General features: G+C 68.1%; 14 protein-coding genes. 3 read left to right on the top strand and 11 right to left on the bottom strand.

The window, feature by feature from the left end:
- Positions 1-3 precede the first annotated feature (3 nt).
- Both ACEN9Q_RS07640 and ACEN9Q_RS07635 read left to right on the top strand, forming a co-directional pair.
- Positions 4-1,239: an ABC transporter permease gene (locus ACEN9Q_RS07640; RefSeq protein ID WP_495627909.1), complete on the top strand. Its 1,236-nt coding sequence runs from the start codon at positions 4-6 to the stop codon at positions 1,237-1,239.
- Between the two features lie 129 nt (positions 1,240-1,368).
- Positions 1,369-1,890 (top strand): transposase, encoded by a 522-nt coding sequence (locus ACEN9Q_RS07635; RefSeq protein ID WP_495627908.1) that lies wholly within the window; start codon positions 1,369-1,371, stop codon positions 1,888-1,890.
- Between the two features lie 4 nt (positions 1,891-1,894).
- Here the strand turns inward: ACEN9Q_RS07635 and ACEN9Q_RS07630 are convergent, their stop codons facing one another.
- From ACEN9Q_RS07630 to ACEN9Q_RS07580, 11 genes are all read right to left on the bottom strand, one after another.
- On the bottom strand, positions 1,895-2,224 hold the full coding sequence (locus tag ACEN9Q_RS07630) for an L-rhamnose mutarotase (RefSeq protein ID WP_056442712.1): 330 nt from the start codon (positions 2,222-2,224) through the stop codon (positions 1,895-1,897).
- Between the two features lie 11 nt (positions 2,225-2,235).
- Positions 2,236-3,063, bottom strand: coding sequence for an amidohydrolase family protein (locus ACEN9Q_RS07625; protein ID WP_495627907.1), 828 nt, complete (start codon positions 3,061-3,063; stop codon positions 2,236-2,238).
- Between the two features lie 28 nt (positions 3,064-3,091).
- A complete protein-coding gene (locus ACEN9Q_RS07620; RefSeq protein WP_056442917.1) occupies positions 3,092-4,006 on the bottom strand; it encodes a GntR family transcriptional regulator in 915 nt (304 codons plus the stop codon).
- 76 nt (positions 4,007-4,082) lie between these two features.
- Complete coding sequence (locus tag ACEN9Q_RS07615) at positions 4,083-5,093, bottom strand: zinc-binding alcohol dehydrogenase family protein (RefSeq protein ID WP_056442914.1); 1,011 nt, start codon at positions 5,091-5,093, stop codon at positions 4,083-4,085.
- A 92-nt stretch (positions 5,094-5,185) separates the two neighbouring features.
- On the bottom strand, positions 5,186-6,316 hold the full coding sequence (gene lldD, locus ACEN9Q_RS07610) for an FMN-dependent L-lactate dehydrogenase LldD (protein WP_056442706.1): 1,131 nt from the start codon (positions 6,314-6,316) through the stop codon (positions 5,186-5,188).
- A gap of 10 nt (positions 6,317-6,326) precedes the next feature.
- Complete coding sequence (locus ACEN9Q_RS07605; protein WP_495627906.1) at positions 6,327-7,091, bottom strand: SDR family NAD(P)-dependent oxidoreductase; 765 nt, start codon at positions 7,089-7,091, stop codon at positions 6,327-6,329.
- Positions 7,084-8,385 carry an L-fucose:H+ symporter permease gene (fucP, locus tag ACEN9Q_RS07600; RefSeq protein ID WP_056442700.1) on the bottom strand — a complete coding sequence of 434 codons (1,302 nt, stop codon included), beginning with the start codon at positions 8,383-8,385 and terminating at the stop codon, positions 7,084-7,086. The genes ACEN9Q_RS07605 and fucP overlap by 8 nt, the downstream gene beginning before the upstream one ends.
- Before the next feature lie 151 nt (positions 8,386-8,536).
- On the bottom strand, positions 8,537-9,403 hold the full coding sequence (locus ACEN9Q_RS07595; RefSeq protein ID WP_056442697.1) for a fumarylacetoacetate hydrolase family protein: 867 nt from the start codon (positions 9,401-9,403) through the stop codon (positions 8,537-8,539).
- Positions 9,404-9,435: 32 nt separating this feature from the next.
- The gene (locus ACEN9Q_RS07590) at positions 9,436-10,446 is read right to left on the bottom strand and encodes an aldo/keto reductase (protein WP_495627905.1); all 1,011 of its coding nucleotides are present in this window, start codon (positions 10,444-10,446) and stop codon (positions 9,436-9,438) included.
- 1 nt (position 10,447) lies between these two features.
- Positions 10,448-11,677, bottom strand: coding sequence for a UxaA family hydrolase (locus tag ACEN9Q_RS07585; protein WP_495627904.1), 1,230 nt, complete (start codon positions 11,675-11,677; stop codon positions 10,448-10,450).
- Positions 11,667-12,011, bottom strand: coding sequence for a UxaA family hydrolase (locus ACEN9Q_RS07580; protein WP_495627903.1), 345 nt, complete (start codon positions 12,009-12,011; stop codon positions 11,667-11,669). Before ACEN9Q_RS07580 ends, ACEN9Q_RS07585 begins: the two co-directional genes overlap by 11 nt.
- A gap of 180 nt (positions 12,012-12,191) precedes the next feature.
- Between ACEN9Q_RS07580 and ACEN9Q_RS07575 the strand changes: the two genes are divergently transcribed.
- Positions 12,192-15,053, top strand: a complete 2,862-nt coding sequence (locus tag ACEN9Q_RS07575) for a ligand-binding sensor domain-containing diguanylate cyclase (RefSeq protein ID WP_495627902.1) — start codon at positions 12,192-12,194, stop codon at positions 15,051-15,053.
- Positions 15,054-15,060: the final 7 nt, after the last annotated feature.

The raw sequence follows: 15,060 nt of genomic DNA, 5'->3' as shown, positions 1-15,060 counted from the left end.
CAAATGAACCGCGCACTGTTACTGGAAGCCGTCGCCGAACTGCGGCGGCGCAAACTGCGCACCGGCCTCACGCTGCTGGGCATGATCTTCGGCGTGGGCGCCATCGTCGCCATGCTGGCCGTGGGCGAAGGCAGCAGGCGCGAGGCGCTGCGGCTCGTGGCCGAACTGGGACTGAACAATGTGCTGGTCGAGAGCAAGGGCATCGACGCCGAGCACTTGAAGGACGTCCGTACCCGGTCGCTCGGACTGTCGGCCGCGGACGGGGTGGCGGCACTGTCCGTCGTGCCGGGCGCCCGCTCGGTGGCGCTGAAAAAGGAAATCAAGGTCGACCAGCTGATCGTCGGCGCCCGGGTCGTGAGCGGACAGGCCTTCGCCGTGTCGCCGGGCTACGCCGAACACGGCGGCCTGCAGCTGGCGGCGGGACGCTGGCTCACCCCGGCCGACGGCGCCACGCTGGCGCCCGTGTGCGTGCTGGGCGCGCGCCTCGCGCACACGCTGTTCGGCGCCGCGCCGGCCATCGGCCAGCGGGTCAAGGTCAACCACGTGTGGCTGCAGGTGGTGGGCGTGCTGGCCGACCGCACGCCCGGCAAATCGGAATTCGAAGGCGTCAAGCTGGGGCTGGACGACGAACGCCTGTTCGTGCCCTGGCAAACGGGGCGCGCCCGGTTCAGTTTCCGCCGCATCGACGACGAGGTGGACGGCCTCAGCGTCCGCCTGGACGGCAAGGTGGCGCCGGACGACGCGGCGCGCGTGCTGCAGGCGCTGATCGCCCAGCGCCACGGCGGCGTCGACGACACGAACCTCATCGTGCCGCTGGGCCTGTACCGCCAGAACCAGCAGACGCAGCGCATCTTCACCATCGTCATGAGTTCGATCGCGGCCGTGTCGCTGCTGGTGGGCGGCATCGGCATCATGAACATCATGCTGGCCAACGTGCTGGAACGGCGCCGGGAAGTCGGCCTGAAACGGGCGCTGGGCGCGCGCCGCCGCGACGTGGTGGAGCAGTTCCTCGCCGAAGCGCTCGTGATCGCCGTCAGCGGCGCCGCGCTGGGCCTGGTGCTGGGCGCCGTGGCGGCCTACAGCATCGCGGCGCTGGCCGGGTGGTCCGTCGCGTGGTCGCCCGTGAGCCTGCTGCTGGCCGTGCTGGCGTGCGTGGCGGTGGGGCTCGGGTTCGGCGTGTATCCGGCGCGCCAGGCGGCGGCGCTGGACCCGATCGCGGCACTGCGCAGCGACGGCTGACCACGGGGCGCCGGCCAGGGCGTCCGGCTCGGCTGTCTTGCCGGGCTGTCCAGTGTCTCCTCAGGCATGTGAACCGAATCCGGTTCTAGAGGTCATATGCATCATCGAGCCAACTCATGAGGAATGACGATGCGCGGCCTGCCCTTCGACGACGTATTCGCCGCATTGTCGGCGTTGCCCCTGTCGGCCTCCGACGTTACCCGGCTGCGCGAGTGGATCGCGAGCCGCACGCATTCGGCGGAATGTATCGCCTTGATCGAACAGGCCGCCAGAGGCCGGCCCTGTCCGCATTGCGGTTGCGCCCGCGTACACCGCTGCGGCCAGGCAAGCGGCCTGCAGCGTTTTCGTTGCGCCGCCTGCGGGCGCACCTATAACGCGCTGACCGGCACGCCGCTCGCGCGCCTGCGCAAAAAGGAGTGCTGGCTGCCATTCCTGCAATCCGTCCTCGAATCGCGGACGGTGCGCGATGCCGCCCGCGTGACCGGCGTGCACCGGACGACCAGCTTCAGATGGCGCCACCGGTTCGTGCCCGGCGCGATGCGCGACGGTCCGGCGATGTTGGCGGCCATCGTCGAGCCGGACGAGCCGGCTGCGCTCGTCGACCCGAACGACGCGACGACAGCCGGGAAAAAGCCGGCCGCTTCGATCTGATCCATCAATCCATGTGAAACACCGGCTCCATCATCGCCCAGTGCTCGCCTTCGGCCCGGCTCGCGAGCGGCACCTGGCAGGGGCCGCAGAACGTCCACCAGCGCTGCGTCTCCGGATCGGCCGCGATGCGCCCCATGTCGGCATTGAAGTCCGCGCCGTGGTATTCCCAATACCCGAACAGCACGTTCTCCGGCTCGCGCAGGAAGATCGTGTAGTTGCGCACGTTCGCCTCGCTCAGCCGCGCCAGCACCTGCGGCCAGACCGCGGCGTGCAGCGCCTTGTATTCCGCGATCTTTTCCGGCGCGATGCCGATCATCATTCCCATTCTCTGCATATCACTCCTCCTCAATCGATACGGTAAAAACGCCGGGCGTTCAGCCCGAACACGGCTTGCCGGTCCGGCTCGTCCAGGCTGTCCAGCAGCGCGGCGCAGGCGGCGATCCAGCCCGCGTAATCGGCCGCCAGGTTCAGCACGGGCCAGTCGCTGCCCCAGATCAGGCGCTGCGGGCCGAAGCTCGCGAGCAGATGCGCCACGTACGGCCGCAGGCAGTCGACATCCCAGCCGGGCCCCGCCTCCGTGACGAGCCCGGACAGCTTGCAGCACACGTGCGGCATGGCGGCCAGGCGCGCGATGTCGGCGTGCCAGGGCGCCATCACGCCATGTTCGATCAGCGGCTTGGCGCCGTGGTCGATCACGATCGGCAAATCGGGATGGCGTTCGGCAAACGTGCGCAAGGCCGGCAGGTGGCGCGGCAGGACCAGGGCGTCGAAGCTGAGGCGATGGCGCAGCATGGCCGCCACGGCCGGCGCCAGCGCCGCGTCGGCGATCCAGTCGTCGTCCTCCAGGTCCTGCAGCATGGGCCGCAAGCCCTTGAGCATCGGATCGGCCGCGAGCGCGTCGATCCGCGCCGCCGCGTCGGGCGCCTTCATGTCGACCCAGCCGACCACGCCGCCGATGAACGGATGGCGCCGCGCCAGGTCGAGCATGAAGCGCGTGTCGTCCTCGTTGGGCATGGATTGCACGAGGACCGTCCGCGCGACGCCGTGCCGGTCGAGCAGGTGCGCCAGGTCGCCCGGCAGGAAGTCGCGGTAGATGGCGGACAGCGCGGGCGGCGGCCACGCGCCGTTGCGGTCGGCCAGCCGCCAGAAGTGTTGATGGGCGTCGACGAGCATCAGATGCCCTCCCGCGCCGGCCCGTGCGTCAGCCCGGGTGCGCCTTCATTTCGCGGACGCGGATCGCCTGCAGCAGGGTGCTGCGCGCCGAATTCAGGTGGATGCGCATCGCCTCGCGCGCGGCCATGACGTCGCGTCGCGCCAGCGCCCGCAGGATGTCCAGGTGTTCGTGCACGGCATACTCGTTGCGCACCATTTCCTGCGACTTGTCCCATTGATAGTGGTAGTGGAACACCAGCGACACGAGGTCGAAGAAGCCCTGCGCGAAGCGATTGTCCAACTGCCCCATCAGGAAGGCGTGGAAGTCGCGGTCGAGCGCCGGGAAGTCCTTGTGATGCGTGGGCATGACGGAACCCAGCTGCTCGTGGCGCGCGATCAGCTGCCCCAGCTCGCGGAACGCCGGATCGTCCGGCGGCAGCGCGATGAAGCGGTCGATGGCGGCGAACTCGAACATCTGGCGCACGTCGGCCAGCTCCATGGCGAACGAGCGGTCGAACGCGCACAGGCGCCAGCCGCCGCGCGGCTTCTTCTCGATCAGGCCCGAATGGGAAAAGCCGATCAGGAATTCGCGCACGCTGATCGTGCTCGTGCCGGCCGCGCGCGCCAGTTCCGTTTCCGAGAACTCCGCCCCGGGCGGCAGGTCGCTGCGATAGATCCGCTCCATCAGCACGTCGCGGATGCGGTCGGCGCCCGTCCGCAGTTCGTCCAGGTCGAAGTAATCCGTGCGCTGCGGCTTGCGCAGCAGGCGGCGTTCCTTGAGGTCGCTGATCAGGCCGCACTCGCGGAAATGCGCCAGCGCGCTGCGGATCGCCGTGCGGCTGCCCTCGCCCAGTTCGGCCATGTGCTGCTCGGTCGGCAGCGCGTCGCCGACCGCCACGTGGTCGGCAATATACTGCAGCAGCAGGTTCGCACTGCGCTTGAAGATGGTGGGAGGTCGGGCCATGAAGTCCGGAATCCAGTCCATATGGACAATCCGTCATTCTACCGGATCTGCGCGTCATTGCGGGAGGCGGCGTCATTCACACCTCGACGATGGCCTTGATCACGCCGCTGGCCGGATCCATCCACCGCGGCAGCGCGTCGATGAATTCGTCCAGCGTGGCGCGGTGGGTGTTCATCGCCCGCGTCGGCACGAGGCCCGCCTTCATCGCCGCGAGCACGGCGCGGAAGTCGTCCACGGTCGCGTTGCGGCTGCCGAGCAGCGTCGTTTCGCGCTTGTGGAACTCGGGGTCGGCGAACGAGAGCCGTTCCGGCACGATTGATACGAGGACATACGTGCCGCCGTGGGCGACGAAATCCAGGCCCCGCTCCATCGCCTTGATGTTGCCGGTGGCGTCGAACACGGCGTCGAAGAAGTCGCCGCCGGTAATGGCGGCAAGCTGCTCGCGGTCGCCCTCGCCCGCCGTCACGGCATGCGCGACGTGCAGTACGTCCTTGCAGAAGCCGAGGCGGTCGGCGCGCGCGTCGAGCACCGTGACCTCGGCGCCCGCGAGGGCGGAGAACAGCGCGACCGCCACGCCGATCGGTCCCGCACCGACCACCAGCACGCGCTGCCCGGCCGCCACGGCTCCGCGGCGCACCGCGTGCATGCCGATGGCGAGGAATTCCAGCATGGCGGCATCGTCCAGCGAGATGCCTTCCGTCTTGAGGACGAAAGCGGCGGGCACCGCGAGGTATTCGGCCATGCCGCCGTCGCGGTGCACGCCGAGTACCTGGATCCGCGTGCAGCAATTCGTCTTGCCCTTGCGGCACGCGACGCAATCGCCGCACGACAGGTAGGGCATCACGAACACGCCGTCGCCAGGCAGGAGGCCGGAGCCGGCGGGCGCCGTCACCACTTCGCCGGACAATTCATGGCCCATCACGCGCGGGTATGCCAGATACGGCTGGGTGCCGCGGAAGATGTGCATGTCCGTCCCGCACACGCCGATGCGCCGCACGCGCAGCAGCACCTCGCCGGCAGCGGCCGTCGGGACGGGCCCGAGCCGCAGGCGCAGTTCGCCGGGCCCCTCGCACACGATGCTTTTCATCTGGTTCATCGTTTCGCCTTTTTCTATGTATTCTATAAATTTAAGACAATCATGGGCGCAATGCGACGCCGTCGCATGCCGCCCGGAACCGCTCAGGCCAGGCAGGACGCGTCGATATCGCGCACGGATTGCACGCCGGTGAGCACCATGCTGGTCCGGATGTCCTTTTCCAGGATGGCGAGCAGATTGCGCACGCCGGCCGCGCCGCTCGTCGCGAGCGCGTACACGAAGGCGCGCCCGATCAGGACACCGTCGGCGCCCAGCGCCAGCAGGCGCACGACGTCGAGGCCGGTGCGCACGCCGGAGTCGGCGAAGATGGTCAGGTCGCCCTTGACCGCCTGCGCGATGGCCGGCAGGGCCTTCGCGGTGGACAGCGCGCCGTCCAGCTGGCGGCCGCCGTGGTTGGACACGATGATGCCGTCCGCGCCGAACGATTTCGCATCGCGCGCATCGTCGGCGTCGAGGATGCCCTTGATGACCATGGGCCCCTGCCACTCGTCGCGGATCCACTGCAGGTCGCTCCAGCTGATGCCCGGATCGAAGTTGGCGGCCAGCCAGCCGATGTAGTCCGCGAGCCCGGTCGGATTGCCGCGGTAGGTCGAGATGTTGCCCAGGTCGTGGGGCTTGCCGAGCAGGCCGACGTCGAGCGCCCAGCGCGGATGCGCCATCGCCTGCAGCACGCGCCGCAGCGGGCCGTGGCGGCCGCTCATGCCGGCGTGGGCGTCGCGGTAGCGCGCGCCGGGCACCGGCATGTCGACGGTGAACACCAGCGTGTTGATGCTCAGCTCGCGCGCGCGGCGCAGGTAGTCGCGCATGAAGCCGCGGTCCTTGAGGACGTACAGCTGGCACCAGATCGGTTGCGCCGACTGCGTCGCCACTTCCTGCAGCGGGCACACGGACACGGTCGACTGGATGAACGGGATATGGCGTTCCGCCGCCACGCGGGCCGCCTGCACTTCGCCGCGGCGCGCATACATGCCGGCGAGGCCGATCGGCGCCAGCGCCAGCGGCAGGTCGTGCTTCACGCCGAACCACTCGGTCGACAGGTCCAGCGTTTCCGATCCCTTGAGCACGCGCTGGCGCAGGGCGACGCGCTGCAGGTCGTCGACGTTCGCGCGCAGCGTCGTCTCGGTGCCCGAGCCGCCGTCGAGATAATGGAACAGGAACGGCGGCAGCTTGCGGCGCGCGGCTTCGCGGTAGTCGGTGGCGGAAGAAATGATCATCGTGCGGGGCTCAAGAGTTCAGGGTGATGAAGCCGCCGTCGATCGGATAGTCGGTGCCGGTGATGAAGGCCGCTTCGTCGCTGCACAAGTATAACGCCAGCGCGGCCACCTCCTCCGGTTTGGCCATGCGGCCGATGGGCTGGGTCTTCGACAGCTGTTCGAACATCTCCGCTTCGCGTCCCGGATAAGTCCGCGCCAGGAAGCCGTCCACGAACGGCGTATGCACCCGGCCCGGCGAGATGGAATTGCAGCGTATCCCGTCCTGCAGGTAGTCCTTGGCGACGGACAGCGTCATCGCCATCACGGCGCCCTTGCCCGTGGAGTACGCAAAGCGCTCCTTGATGCCCACCCAGGCCGCGACGGACGCCATGTTGACGATGACGCCGCCGCCGTTCGCGCGCAACTGCGGGATCGCGGCGTGCAGGCAGTTGTAGACGCCCTTCACGTTGACGTTCATGACGCGGTCGAAATCCTCTTCGCTCGTAGTGTCCGCCTTGCCGATGTGGGCGATCCCGGCATTGTTGACGAGGATGTCGATCGGGCCGATGGCCGCCATCAGCGCCTCCACGTCGGCCTGGCGCGCCACGTCGCAGGCGTGCGAGGTGACGCGGCCGGCCTCCTCGCGGATCTCGCGCACGACCTGCAGGCAGGCGGCGTCGCTCAGGTCGACCACGTGCACATGCGCGCCCTGCCGGGCAAACAACTGGGCGATCGCTTTGCCGATGCCGCTGCCGCCGCCCGTGATCACGGCCGTCTTGTCGCTCAGTCTAAACACGTTTCGTAACTCCTATTGAAGATGGCGCCGCCGCGTGGGCGTCACGGCTGTCCTGCACCAGCGCGGCGCGCGCGAACCAGGCGATGACGACGAAGCACAGCAGCGGCACCGCGTAGCCGAACTGCACGTTGTGCGTCACGTCGCTGACGAAGCCGAACACCAGCGGCAGCAAGGCGCCGCCGACGATCGACATGATGATCAGGCCACTCCCCATGTCGGCATGGTGGCCGGCGCCGTTCAGGCCCAGCGAGAAAATGGTGGGGAACATGATCGACATGAAGAAGGCGATGCCGATCACGGCCGCGATGCTGGCCAGGCCGTGCGCCAGCATCGCCACCGCCGCCAGGACGGTGCAGGCCAGCGCATACCGCCACAGCAGCCGCGCCGGCGCCACGACGCGCATCAGGGCCGTGCCGACGAAGCGCCCGACCATGAACGCCATGCCGCAGCCCCACCCGAGGTAATCGGCCGCGGTGACGGGCGACACGCCCGCCGAGCGCGTGGCGTACAGGATGAAGAAGCTGAACACGCAGACCTGCGCGCCCACGTAGAAGAATTGCGCGATGGCGCCGCGGCGGATGGACGGCACCCGCAGCGCCGCGCCGACCGAACTCTTGGCCGGCGCATTGCCCGACCTGCCGCCGATCTCCGGCAGCTTGAGGAAGTAGAACACGACGGCGAGCACGAGGATGACGAGCCCCAGCACCATGTACGGCCCCTTCACGCTGGCCGCTTCCGCCGCCAGCGCGGCCTGGCGTGCCGCCTCGGGCATCGCGGCCAGTTGCTGGTCGTTCGCCCCATGCACGAGGATCAGGCGCGCACCGATGATCGGCGCCAGCGTGGCCGCCAGGCCGTTGAACGACTGGGCCAGGTTGATGCGCTGGGCCGCCCGTTCCGGCTTGCCCAGCAGGGTCACGTACGGATTGGCCGCCGTCTCCAGGATCGTCAGGCCGCACGCGATGGTGAACAGCGCGGCCAGGAACACTACGTACTGCTGCGTGTTCGCGGCCGGGATGAACATCAGCGAGCCGGTGGCGAACAGCAGCAGGCCGCAGATGATGGCGGCCTTGTAGCCGGCGCGCCGGATCAGCAGCCCGGCCGGCAGCGCCATCACGAAGTACGCGATGAACACGGCCGAATCCACGAGGGCGGACTGCAGCACCGACAGGCTGAACGAACGCCGCAGGTGCGGGATCAGGATCGGGTCGAGATTATGGACGAACCCCCACATGAAAAACAATGTGGTGATCATCACGAGGGAAAACCGGTACTGCCGCGTCGAGGGGTCCGTCATGTCTGCTAAGTCTCCGTTCCGGTGCCTGGCCTGTATCACGCCGGCGCCTGGCCTGTATCACGCTGGGCTGTAGGGTGGGCACACCGTGCCCACGCGTAGTGCCAACAGCCCGCATACGTCACGCGTGGGCACAGGGTGCCCACCCTACCGGTCAGCCGTCGATCAGCGCCTCGTTCCAGGCGTGGACGGTCTGCTCCTGTTCGCCCAGTCCGGCGATGCCGAGCCGCATGCGGTCGCCCGGCACCAGGTAGACGGGATCCGGTTTCTGGCCCAGCCCGACGCCCGGCGGCGTGCCCGTGCTGATGACGTCACCCGGCTGCAAGGTCATGAAACGGCTGATGTAGCTGACCAGGTGCGCGACCGTGAACACCATCGTACGCGTGTTGCCCGTCTGGTAGCGCTTGCCGTTCACTTCCAGCCACATGTCCAGGTTCTGCGGATCCGGTACTTCGTCGGCCGTCACGAGCCACGGGCCGACGGGGCCGAACGTGTCGCAGCCCTTGCCCTTGTCCCACTGGCCGCCCCGTTCCAGCTGGTACTCGCGCTCGGACAGGTCGTTCACGACGCAGTAGCCGGCCACGTAGTCGAGCGCATCGGCTTCGTCGACGTAGCGGGCGCGCTTGCCGATGACGACGCCGAGTTCCACTTCCCAGTCGCTCTTGACGGATCCGCGCGGCAGGACCACCGGGTCGTTGCAGCCGATGATCGAGCTGGTGGCCTTCGTGAACAGCACCGGCTCGGCCGGCACGGCCATGCCCGATTCGGCCGCGTGGTCCGAATAGTTCAGGCCCACGCAAATCAGCTTGCCGATGTCGGCCACGATGGGCGCGTAGCGCACCGGCTGGGCGACTGCCGGCAGGCGGCTCGGGTCGACGTCGGACAGGCGGGCCAGCAGGCCGCCGGCCAGTTGGGCCGAGGTCAGGTCGGGCACCACGCCGGACAGGTCGCGGATCACGCCGCCGGCGTCCAGCAGACCGGGTTTCTCGGCGCCCTTGGGGCCGAATCGAAGCAATTTCATGTCATTCCTTTGGTACGGGTTGCATTAAATGGTTACGCCGCCGGGACGGGCGCGTTCGGGTCCAGCACGCCGGCCTGCCTGAGCGCCGCCCACAGCGATGCCGGCAGCGGCTGGTCGAACCAGTGCGCGTTCTGGCGCAGCTGGGCGATGTTCTGGGCGCCGGGGATGCACGACACCACGGCCGGATGGGCCATCGGGAACTGCAGCGCGGCCGCCTGCAGCGGCACGTCGAACTCGCGGCACACGGCGGCGATGGTCCGCACCCGCTCGACGACGGCGGCCGGGGCGTCCTCGTAATTGAATTTGTTCGTGCCCGCCAGGATGCCGGAGTTGAACGGCCCGCCGATCACGACGGCCGTCCCCGCGCGTGCGCAGCGATCCATCAGCGGCGCCAGCGACGCCTGCTCCAGCAGCGTGTAGCGCCCGGCCAGCAGCACGCAGTCGAGTGTGCACACGTCCAGCGCATCGGCCACCACTGCCCACTCGTTGACGCCGAGGCCGAACGCCTTGATCGCGCCCTCGGCGCGCAACTGCTCCAGCGCGCGGAAACCGCCGCCCTCGGTCAGCTGTTTCCAGTAATGCGCATGGCGCTCGCCGTGGGTGACGCGGCCGATGTCGTGCACGTACAGGATGTCGACGCGGTCCAGTCCCAGGCGCTGCAGGCTGTCCTCGTGCGAGCGCATGATGCCGTCGTGCGTGTAGTCGTAATGCGGCCGGAACGGCAGCGGCGCGGCCCAGCCGCATTCGCCCGGCCGCACGTTCGCATCGGGCCACATCAGGCGCCCCACCTTCGTGCTGATCACGCAGGCGTCGCGCGGGCGGGCGCGCAGCGCCGCGCCGAGCCGGCGCTCGGACAGCGTGAAGCCGTAGTACGGCGCCGTATCGAAATAGCGGATGCCCAGGTCCCAGGCGGCATCGACGAGCGCCAGCGCGTCGGCTTCCGCCATCGGATCGTACAGGCCGCCCAGCTGCGCGCAGCCGAGGCCCAGCGGCGTGAACGGCAGGCCTTTCGCGTGCCTGGCGTCCGTGTCGTTGATCTCCATCTCAGGCGACCTTCAACGGCAGGCAGCCCGGCCCGATCGGCTCGAACTGTTTATAGGTGAGGATGAATTCCTGGTGGCCCAGGTCTTCCGACTTCGTGCACGCCCCGTTCGCGACGCCGGCGACCAGCGCGACGATCTCCGTGCCGACCTCCTCGATGCTGGCGTGCCCCGTCAGGATGCGGCCGGCGTTGACGTCCATGTCTTCTTCCAGGCGCTCGTACGTCGCCGGGTTGGCGCACACCTTGATGACGGGCGAAATGGCCGACCCGACCACCGAACCGCGCCCCGTCGTGAACAGGGTGACGTGCGCGCCGCACGCGATCAGCTCCACGATCTCGGCGTTGTCCGAGATGTTCGGGAAGCCGAAGCGCGGCTCGCCGTCCGGCACGACGTCCAGCAGGTACAGGCCGCCGCCCGGCGGCAGGTCGCCGGGCTTCAGGATGCCGCTGATCGGCGACGCGCCGCTCTTGGCGTAGGCGCCCAGGGACTTCTCTTCCAGCGTCGTCAGGCCGCCGTCCGCATTGCCGGGCGCGAAGCTGCCGTGGCCCATGATCGTGTAGTAGCGCGACGCCTTCTCGACCGTGCGCACGATCTCGTCGCCCAGCTCGGGCGTGACGGCGCGGCGCTTCATGTGGAATTCGCAGCCGACCAACTCACCCGTTTCCTCGAATATGCAGGCGCTGCCCGCCGCGATCAGCTGGTCGAACGCCGCGCCCACGGCCGGATTGGCCGTGATGCCGCTGGTGCTGTCCGAGCCGCCGCAGATCGTGGCCACGACCAGTTCGTCCAGCCGCATCGGCACGCGCTCCTGGCGCGCCAGGTCCTCGACGGCCCACTGCACCCATTCCACGCCGCTCTTCACGCCGGAACGCGTGCCGCCCACGTCCTGGATCGTGACCGTGTGCACGGGCCGCCCGCTGTCGACGACGGCCTGGGCCACGCCGCCCTTGTCGAAGCTTTCGCAGCCGAGCGACACCAGCAGCGCCGCGCCCACGTTCGGGTGCGTCAGCACGCGGCGCATGATCGCGTCCGCGTATTCGTTCGGATAGCAGCCGGGGAAGCCGATCAGGTGCACCGGCTGGCCGGGAAACGCGTTCACGATCAGCCGCGCGACGTGGTGCGCGCATTCGACCAGGTAGGCGACGACGACGACGTTGCGGATGCCCTTGCGCCCATCCGCGCGCGGATAGCCCGCCAGGGGGGCGTCGGCCAATGTAGAGTTAGTGGTCATGTGCTTTGCTTCCGATGAAGTGGTGCCCGTCCTGGTCGAGCGTGTACGTCGGGATGTAGTCGCTTTCCAGGTTGTGCGTGTGGATGTGCGCGCCGATCGCGATGGGTACCGTGGCGGTGCCGATGATGGCGCCGTAGCGCAGCACCTTGTCGCCGGGCGCGAGGTCGCGGCGCGCGAGCTTGTGGCCGAGGCGGACGTCGCCGGGCAGGACCACGGCGCGGTCGTCGATGACGACCGTGGCGCCGGCCTTGAGGTCGACGCGGGCGATGAGGCAGTTGTCCTCGCGAGACATGAGCAGCAGGCTGCCGGCCTGTGCTGGGGTGGTGCTGGACATGACGATCCTTTACTGCTGACTGGAGTAGTACGCCAATTGTATTCTATAAATTGAAAACATACGATAGTTTGCTGCGCTGCGCTGCAACATGAAGAGGCAACAACAATATTGCTATCACGCAATATAAGGTAAGATCGGACAATGTAACGCCATATTTATCTCCATGTCATGAATCCGAAGTTGACCCAACGCCTTTCCGGGCTTGCCCTTACCTGTCTGGTCATTCAGGCGTCTGCCCAGCAATTATCACTGAAGCAATTTGGCCAGGGTGAAGGACTGGGCAATCTGGCCGTCACGGCGCTGGCGCAGGATGGCGCGGGTTATCTCTGGGTCGGCACGGAAAACGGTCTGTTCCGTTTCAATGGCGCGGATTTCCGCCGCTACGGCGCGCCGGACGGCCTCGCGGATACCGATGTGACCGCCCTGTTCGCCGGCCGCGCCGCGGGAACCTGGGTCGGCACGTACGAGAATTTCTACCGCCTCGACGGCGGGCGGCTGTCCGTCGTCCTGTACCAGGGCAAGCCGATCGCGGTCTGGCCGGGACAGGTCGGCGCCGAGGGACCGGACAAGGACGTCCTGCTCGTCACGGAGGGTCGCCTGCTGGCGATCGCGCGGCACGGCGGCGACACCAGCGTCCGCAATTACTTCACCCCCGCGCAGATACGGGCCCAGCCGGAACTGGCAAAAATCGCCAGCATCCACGTCGATGCGGACGGCAGCCTGCGGATGGGATGCATGCAATCCTTGTGCACCGTCAGTCATGGCCGTGTCGTCGTCGACGGGCGCGACGCCGGCCTGCCCGCGGATAAATGGACCAGCATCGCGCGCGACGCCGCCGGCACGCTGTGGATCCGCAGCGCGACACGCGTCTTCGCACTGCCGGCAGGCGCCGGCCGCTTCGAGGAGCGCACACCGGACGAGATACGCAAGCATTCCCTGCGCACCGAACTGCAGGTGGACGCGGATGGCAAGGTGATGACCAATGCCGACTCGGGCCTGGTGCGCTGGCATGAGGGCGGATGGGAATCCTTCGGCAACGACCAGGATCTGCATGCCGGCGGGGGCGTCACGGCCATCCTGCAGGACCACGAGCACGGCATCTGGCTGGGCACCCTGGGACGAGGCCTGGTGCATTGGCTCGGCTATGGCAATCTGGAAAACTGGACCGCGTCCCAGGGATTGCCGGACGACGTCGTCATCTCCGTGCAGCGGGACCGCCACGGCACCCTGCACGTCGGCACGCGCTCGGGCCATGCCTCGCAAGCCCCGGGCGAGCGCCGGTTCACGGCCGACGCCGGGCCGGCGGCCTTTGCCGGACACCAGTGGGTAGCCATGGACATCGACACGCAGGACCGGTTATGGGCCGGCACGTATTCGGGCCTGCTGCTGCGCCGCGACCGCGCCGCGCGAACGACGTTGATCGCGCATCAGCCGCTGATCAGCCACGTGCTGGCGGACCGTGGACGAATCTGGATGGCGACCGCGAACGGCCTGCGCGTACTGTCCGAGACCGCGCCGGCCGGCGCGCAACCGCAAGCGGCGCCCATTCCCGCCGTCGCCGGCCGTCACCCGCAAAATCCGGTGACCTTCGGCTGCGCGGACCGGCACGGCGACCTGTGGTTCGCGAGCGTGGCCGACATCCTGCATTTCAACGGCCATGAGTGGGAGGTCTTGCCGTTTGGCGCAGCGTTGCATGGCCGTGACATCGTGGCATTCGCTTGCACGCGCGACGGTACGCTGTTGGCGAGCACGTACGAAGGCTTGTGGCAGCTTCATCCCCGCGGCGTCCCGCGCGCCACGCGTATCGATGCGCCGGTGTTGCGCGATCGCGCCATCCATTCGTTGGCCGAAGACAGCCGCGGCTGGATCTGGGTGGGCCTGGACGTGGGCTTCGCGGTATGGAACCGCAACCGCTGGCGCCTGCTGAACCAGACGCACGGCCTGGCATGGAACGATTCGAACGGCTACACATCATACGAAGACCGTGACGGCTCGATGTGGCTCATCACCAGCAACGGCCTGTCGCACGTCCTGCATCCCGAACGCCTGTTCGATGCCTCGGCACGCAAGCCGGTAATCGAAGCGGCGATCCGCGGCGGCCGCCCCCTGGCGGCAGGCGCCGCGGCATTGCCGTGGACGGCGGACCAGCTTGTATTCCACCTCGCCAACCTGCAATACGAGGACCGCCAGGGATTCCATTATCGATTCCGCATGCTCGGCGTCGACGATCAGTGGAATGAAACGGTGCAGCCGGAAGTGCGTTATGCGGCCCTGCCGGGCGGCGATTACCGCTTCCAGCTCGTCGCCGTCGACAATGAAACCGGGCAGCAGTCGGCACCGGCCGAACTGGCCTTCTCGATTACCCCGCCCTGGTGGCGCAGCGGCCTTTTCTACGGACTGTGCGTCGTCGCCACGCTGGGTGCGTTTTATGGTTTCCATCGCGTCCGCCTGCGCGCGCTGACGCGGCGCGAAACCAGGCTGGCGGCGCTGGTGCAGGAAAGAACGCACGAGCTGGAACTGTCGCGCGAGGAGATGCGCATACGCGCCTTGAAGGACGGGCTGACCGGCTGCTGGAACCGCAGCGCGACGATGGAAATCGTCGAGCGCGAGATCGAGAAATGCCTGCGCTCGGGCGAGAGTTTCGCGCTGGTGCTGCTGGATCTGGATTACTTCAAACGGGTCAACGACACGCATGGACACCTGGCGGGCGACGCGGTGCTGGTGGAAACGGCGCGCCGCCTGAAGTCGGCCGTGCGGCCTTACGACGCGGTCGGGCGCTACGGCGGCGAAGAATTCATCATCGTATTGCCCGGCTTGACGCTGCCGGCCGATTCGGGCCGGATCGATGCGTTGCGCGGGATCGTGCGCGCCGAACCGGTCGATATCGGCACGGGGAAGACACTGCCCGTCACCGCGAGCTTCGGCGTCGTCGGCTTTACGCCCGGGACCCGCCGCGATCCGCTCGAACTGGTCGACCGCGCCGACCAGGCGCTGTACCGGTCGAAGAATGAAGGCCGTGACCGTATCAGCTATGCGGACTAGGGATGGC

It is taken from the genome of Massilia sp. Masssp93, from assembly GCF_059491295.1.
This window is presented reverse-complemented; position numbering and strand designations above follow the sequence as displayed.

Excerpts from the sequence above, each read along its gene's own strand:
- ACEN9Q_RS07640 (WP_495627909.1), top strand. The coding sequence starts at position 4 with ATGAACCGCGCACTGTTACTGGAAGCCGTCGCCGAACTGCGGCGGCGC.
- ACEN9Q_RS07635 (WP_495627908.1), top strand. The coding sequence starts at position 1,369 with ATGCGCGGCCTGCCCTTCGACGACGTATTCGCCGCATTGTCGGCGTTG.
- ACEN9Q_RS07630 (WP_056442712.1), bottom strand. The coding sequence starts at position 2,224 with ATGCAGAGAATGGGAATGATGATCGGCATCGCGCCGGAAAAGATCGCG.
- ACEN9Q_RS07625 (WP_495627907.1), bottom strand. The coding sequence starts at position 3,063 with ATGCTCGTCGACGCCCATCAACACTTCTGGCGGCTGGCCGACCGCAAC.
- ACEN9Q_RS07620 (WP_056442917.1), bottom strand. The coding sequence starts at position 4,006 with ATGGCCCGACCTCCCACCATCTTCAAGCGCAGTGCGAACCTGCTGCTG.
- ACEN9Q_RS07615 (WP_056442914.1), bottom strand. The coding sequence starts at position 5,093 with ATGAAAAGCATCGTGTGCGAGGGGCCCGGCGAACTGCGCCTGCGGCTC.
- lldD (WP_056442706.1), bottom strand. The coding sequence starts at position 6,316 with ATGATCATTTCTTCCGCCACCGACTACCGCGAAGCCGCGCGCCGCAAG.
- fucP (WP_056442700.1), bottom strand. The coding sequence starts at position 8,385 with ATGACGGACCCCTCGACGCGGCAGTACCGGTTTTCCCTCGTGATGATC.
- ACEN9Q_RS07595 (WP_056442697.1), bottom strand. The coding sequence starts at position 9,403 with ATGAAATTGCTTCGATTCGGCCCCAAGGGCGCCGAGAAACCCGGTCTG.
- ACEN9Q_RS07590 (WP_495627905.1), bottom strand. The coding sequence starts at position 10,446 with ATGGAGATCAACGACACGGACGCCAGGCACGCGAAAGGCCTGCCGTTC.
- ACEN9Q_RS07585 (WP_495627904.1), bottom strand. The coding sequence starts at position 11,677 with ATGACCACTAACTCTACATTGGCCGACGCCCCCCTGGCGGGCTATCCG.
- ACEN9Q_RS07580 (WP_495627903.1), bottom strand. The coding sequence starts at position 12,011 with ATGTCCAGCACCACCCCAGCACAGGCCGGCAGCCTGCTGCTCATGTCT.